This window comes from Halorubrum sp. SP9 (assembly GCF_005435015.1).
GTDB classification, from domain to species: Archaea; Halobacteriota; Halobacteria; order Halobacteriales; family Haloferacaceae; genus Halorubrum; species Halorubrum sodomense.
Genome location: NZ_SGXU01000480.1, coordinates 1 through 370 on the forward strand (window position 1 = coordinate 1; position 370 = coordinate 370).

Consider the following 370-nt stretch of genomic DNA (forward strand, 5'->3'; position numbering starts at 1 on the left):
CGACCGCCGGGGCGAGGGCCTCCTCGTTCTCGTCGAGGACCACGTCTTCGAGGTTCTGCATGTGCGGGCCCTCGTCGCCGCGGGGTTTGAACGCTTCGACCGAGCGCCGCCCTACCCGCCGAACCGGTCGGTCACTCGTCGATCCACACGTTGTTGTAGTCGCTCAGCACCCGCGGGTTGTACTGCGAGCGCGGGTGGGCCACGAAGTCGTTGACGTAGTCGCGGACGCCGATGGAGACGCGCAGGCTGTAGCTGGGGAGGTGGACCCGGTCTTCGAGCAGCGTCGGGATGATCGACTCGTAGCGCTCGCGGCGCTCGTCGATATCGCTGGCGCGCCGCGCCTCGACGATCTCGTCCATGAGGTCGTCGT

At 67.8% G+C, this 370-nt stretch carries 1 pseudogene; it reads right to left on the minus strand.

The annotated features are described in order from the left end of the window. Positions 1-131: 131 nt before the first annotated feature. Positions 132-370 (minus strand): annotated as a pseudogene (locus EXE45_RS18320) (ABC transporter substrate-binding protein); the annotation flags it as partial.